The 3,762-nt window shown below is 69.7% G+C and carries 5 protein-coding genes; 1 reads left to right on the top strand and 4 read right to left on the bottom strand.

The features are described from left to right. Positions 1–38 precede the first annotated feature (38 nt). The 4 genes from cyoE to ACE3TE_RS12955 are packed head-to-tail and all read right to left on the bottom strand — an operon-like array spanning position 39 to position 3,412. On the bottom strand, positions 39–1,001 hold the full coding sequence (cyoE, locus tag ACE3TE_RS12970) for a heme o synthase (protein WP_374605614.1): 963 nt from the start codon (positions 999–1,001) through the stop codon (positions 39–41). Then, complete coding sequence (locus tag ACE3TE_RS12965) at positions 998–2,143, bottom strand: heme A synthase (RefSeq protein WP_374605612.1); 1,146 nt, start codon at positions 2,141–2,143, stop codon at positions 998–1,000. The genes cyoE and ACE3TE_RS12965 overlap by 4 nt, the downstream gene beginning before the upstream one ends. Before the next feature lie 7 nt (positions 2,144–2,150). Continuing rightward, a complete protein-coding gene (locus ACE3TE_RS12960; RefSeq protein ID WP_374605610.1) occupies positions 2,151–2,717 on the bottom strand; it encodes a hypothetical protein in 567 nt (188 codons plus the stop codon). Continuing rightward, positions 2,714–3,412 (bottom strand): SURF1 family protein, encoded by a 699-nt coding sequence (locus ACE3TE_RS12955; protein ID WP_374605608.1) that lies wholly within the window; start codon positions 3,410–3,412, stop codon positions 2,714–2,716. The genes ACE3TE_RS12960 and ACE3TE_RS12955 overlap by 4 nt, the downstream gene beginning before the upstream one ends. A gap of 57 nt (positions 3,413–3,469) precedes the next feature. Between ACE3TE_RS12955 and ACE3TE_RS12950 the strand changes: the two genes are divergently transcribed. Further along, positions 3,470–3,697 carry a twin transmembrane helix small protein gene (locus ACE3TE_RS12950; RefSeq protein ID WP_374605606.1) on the top strand — a complete coding sequence of 76 codons (228 nt, stop codon included), beginning with the start codon at positions 3,470–3,472 and terminating at the stop codon, positions 3,695–3,697. Positions 3,698–3,762: the final 65 nt, after the last annotated feature.

Raw genomic sequence — 3,762 nt, 5'->3', positions numbered from 1 at the left:
GACCCCGGTTTTTCCGCACCCGTCCCCTATTCGGGCGCCTATTGCGGCACGAACTCGAGGGTCTGGACCGCGGTCGCCGCCACCGGATCGCGCAGCAGCCAGTGGTCGGCCAGCAGGAAGGCGAACAGCGCCATCAGGTAGACGATGGAGTAGCCGAATACCTTCATCGCGTACAGCTCCGAGGGCGGGTCCAGCAGGCGGATCGCGTACCACAGGAACACCAGGCCCAGCACCAGCGCGCCGCCCAGGTAGAACACGCCGCTCATGCCAGTGACATAGGGCAGCACCGTCACCACCACCAGCAGCACGGTGTAGAACAGGATCTGCCAGCGCGTGTAGGTGACGCCGTAGACCACCGGCAACATCGGGATCAGCGCCTTGGCGTAGTCGTCGCGGCGGAAGATCGCCAGCGCCCAGAAGTGCGGCGGCGTCCAGACGTAGATGATCAGCACCAGCAGCAGCGCGTGGTCGTAGTGCAGCGGCGCGCCGGCCAGGCCCCAGAACGACACGCCCGCCGGCCAGCCCTTCACCGCCGCCCAGCCCAGCGCCGGCGGCGCCGCGCCCGCAAGGCCGCCGATGACGATGTTCTGCGGCGTCGCGCGCTTGAGGTAGCCGGTGTAGACGATCGCGTAGCCGATCAGCGAGGCGAAGGTGAGCGCCGCGGTGAACACGTTCACGCGCCAGGCCAGGATCGCCATCGACAGCGCGCCGAGCACCAGCGCGAAGCCCAGCACCTGCGCCGGCCGCAGCGAGCCGGTGGCCAGCGGACGATGCTGGGTGCGCGCCATCAGCACGTCGATGCGCTGGTCGAGCAGGTGGTTGATCGCCGCCGCCGAGGACGCTGCCAGCCAGATGCCGACCGCGCCCAGCACGATGCGCTCCCAGGGCAGGGCCTCGCCGGGCTCGATCGCCAGGAACATGCCGATGATCGCGGTGAACACGATCAGCGCCACCACACGCGGCTTGGTCAGCTCCCAGTAGGCGGCCAGCGGCAGGCTCATTCCGGTGCCCGCAGACGCGCCAGCAGGCCCACCACGGTGAACAGCAGCAGGGCCGCGCCGGCGTTGTGCGCCACCGCCACCCACAGCGGCAGGCCAAGCACGACGTTGCTGATGCCCAAGGCGACCTGCGCGCACAGCAGCACCAGCAGCAGGCCGCCGGAATAACGCAGGCCGGTCGAGCGCAGCAGCTTGACCGCGACCATCAGCAGGTGGCCGAACACCAGGATCGCCATCAGCCGGTGCGCCATCTGGATCGCCACGCGCGCCGGGCCGTCGAGCACGCCGCCTTCGTAGTCCACGCCGATGCCGCGCCAGAGGATGAAACCTTCGCGGTAGTCCTGCTCGGGCCACCACTGGCCCAGGCAGGTCGGGTAGTCGGTGCCGCAGGCGAGCGCGGCGTAGTTGGCGCTGGTCCAGCCGCCCAGCGCGATCTGCACGACCAGAAGCACCAGGCCGACCCACAGCAGGCGCCGCAGTTTCGGTGCCTCGGCGCTGACCAGGGCGCCCCAGGGCGTGGTTTTCCAGGCCAGCCAGGTCAGCAGCGACAGCGTCAGCAGGCCGCCCATCAGGTGCGCCATCACGATCACCGGCTTCACCAGCCAGATGACCGTCCACATGCCCAGCACCGCCTGGAAGACGATGACCATCAGCAGCAGCGTGGACAGGCGCGCGGCGTCGACGTTCGACCAGCGCAGGGCCTGCACCAGAAGGATCAGTTCACCGGCCAGCCACAGCGCCACCGAAAGCTCGTGGTTGGGCGCCATGCCCGCGCCCATGTACACCGGGATCGACAGCGCGACCAGGGCCGAGGCCGCCAGCACGCTGCCCACCCCGCCCTTGCGCTTGCGCGCGGCCAGCAGTGCCAGGGTCAGCACCAGCAGGCCCAGCAGCGCGGCGATGTGGCGGTGGAACTGTTCGCGCCAGGCCTTGGAAACTTCGACCGCGCGCTCGAAGCCTTCGTTGGCCGCGGCGATCTCGTGGTCCTGGGTCGGCCAAGTGGCCTTGCCGTAGCAGGTGGGCCAGTCCGGGCAGCTCAGGCCGGCGTTGGACAGGCGGACGAAACCACCGAACACGATGACCACCAGGGCCAGCAGCACGGCAGCCCAGGCCAGGCGATGGAAATGACGGGAGGGAGCGTTCATCAGGGGCCTACTTCAACACACGACCGAGGTCCTTGCGCATGCCGGACGGATTGAAGCCCGGGGCGTAGCGCAGGACCAGGTAACCATTGGGATCGGCCAGATAGGCCGGCAGCGCATCGGGACGCGCGGTGTCGGGCAGCTTCGCGGCCAGGGCCGGGCTGGGTTGCATCGGCACCAGGCCGGCGAAATCGGCGGCGCCGGCGGGCAGCTCGCCGAACCACAGCACCTTCAGGCGTTCGGCGTGGCGGCCTTCCGAGACCCAGACGCGCTGCAGCGCGGCCAGCATCTGCGTGCAGGGTTCGCCGCAGCCTTCAGGCGCAACGAACACGACGTGCCAGTTGCGTTCGGCCGGCTGCCATTGCCAGTCGCTGCCGTCGGCGCGTTTCAACGGGATCTCGCGCAGGTCCGGATAGGGGTCGAGCATCTCGCCGATGTTGCGGGTCTGGCTGGGTTTCCAGCCGCCGAAGAACAGCGTCGCGGCGATGCCGAAGCTGCCGAGGAAAAAGGCCGCGACCAGCAGCAGCTGAAGGCGCGAACGGGTCTTGGAGGGCGTGGCGTTGTCGTGCGAAGTCATGGGCGTTTCCGTAACCACAGCAGGAGGGTCACCACCAGGGTGGCGAAGGCCAGGCCGTACCACTGGATGGCGTAGCCGCGGTGTTTTTCAGGGGGAAGCGTATTGACAAGCACTTCAAGATCGCGTTCATGGCCCAGCGGCAGCGCCGGGTCCAGGCGCAGCACGCGCGGCGCCAGCGCCGGCAGCTGCCAGGCCCGCGCAACCCCGGCCGGCTCCAGGTGCAGGGCCAGCCAGCGCTGGCCGCCGTCGCGCGACTCGAGCCCGCCGCCGAGGCGCAGGCCGACCGCAGGCGGCGGGGCCAGCAGCCCGGACAGCTCGGCGGTGCCCGCCGGGCAGGTCTCGCGCGGCAGCCTGCGGTCGCCGGGCAGCGGCAGCCAGCCCAGGTCGACCAGCAGCGCCGGCCCGCTGTGCGGCTGGAAGGCGCAGTAAAGGCGCACGCCGACGCGCTGGCCGCGGCGCTGGTTGTCCAGCCAAAGCGGCGGCGTATCCAGGAAACGACCACCGCCGGCGGCGCGGTTCACGCCCTGCGCGGTGCCGGCGGCCGACAGCGGCCAGGGCGATTCCGAACGCGCCGTGTCGGCGGCTTCGAGCATCGCCTGCTTTTCCAGCCCGCGGCCCCACTGCCAGTGACCCAGCGCCGAAAACCCCAGCGCCAGGCCCAGGCCGAAGACAGCAAGCAGGACGCGGCGTTTCACCACCACGGCGCCCGGGAGGCGGATAATGCGCGACAGATCCCGCCACTGGCCCCTTGCATGAGCAGTGAACTCAAGACCCTGATCGTCATCGCGTTCTTCATCGTCATCCTGTGGAACCTGGGTGCCGGCCTGTACTACATGATGGTGGACAAGGGCCGCAGCAAGCGCACCGTGAATTCGCTGAGCTGGCGCATCGGGCTGTCGGTCGGGATGGTCGTGCTGGTGATCATCGGCATCGCCACCGGGGTGATCGAACCGCACGGCATCGGCCGCGCCGGGCCGTAAAACACGCGGCCGGCGCAAGGCCGGCCGCTTGAATCCCTGTAGGAGCGCCTTCAGGCGCGAAGCTT

The sequence above is a fragment of the Arenimonas sp. genome, assembly GCF_041919775.1.
GTDB lineage: Bacteria > Pseudomonadota > Gammaproteobacteria > Xanthomonadales > Xanthomonadaceae > Arenimonas.
The sequence above is the reverse complement of the archived record's forward strand: the minus strand, read 5'-3'. Positions and strand labels throughout refer to the sequence as shown.